This window comes from Microbacterium sp. GbtcB4 (assembly GCF_019091465.1).
Taxonomy (GTDB): Bacteria; Actinomycetota; Actinomycetes; order Actinomycetales; family Microbacteriaceae; genus Microbacterium; species Microbacterium paraoxydans.
This window is the reverse complement of the sequence record NZ_JAGXJJ010000309.1, coordinates 1-252: the sequence shown is the minus strand read 5'-3', so window position 1 is coordinate 252 and position 252 is coordinate 1. Positions and strand designations below refer to the sequence as shown.

At 65.5% G+C, this 252-nt stretch carries 1 pseudogene; it reads right to left on the bottom strand.

What is annotated here, in order from left to right:
• Positions 1-252 (bottom strand): annotated as a pseudogene (locus KVS71_RS20105) (hypothetical protein); the annotation flags it as partial.

The following is a 252-nucleotide window of genomic DNA, read 5'->3' as shown; positions in this document are numbered from 1 at the left end:
CCGAGGGCCTTGCGGCGCTCGAACATGTACTGGATCGTCTCGTCCTGCGGTCCCAGGTTGTAGTACGGGGTCAGGTACGGGTTCTCCTCGTGCTGCGCGGCCGCGCTCGGAATGTGCATCGCGTCGCGTTACGTCTTGTGGCTGTCCAGCGTCATCTTCTTCTTCTGGTGGGTCGCGTTGCGGCCCTCGCTCTGCGGGCCGATCCCGTAGCCCTTGACGGTCTGCCCGAGGGTGGTGGTCGGCTTGACCTGG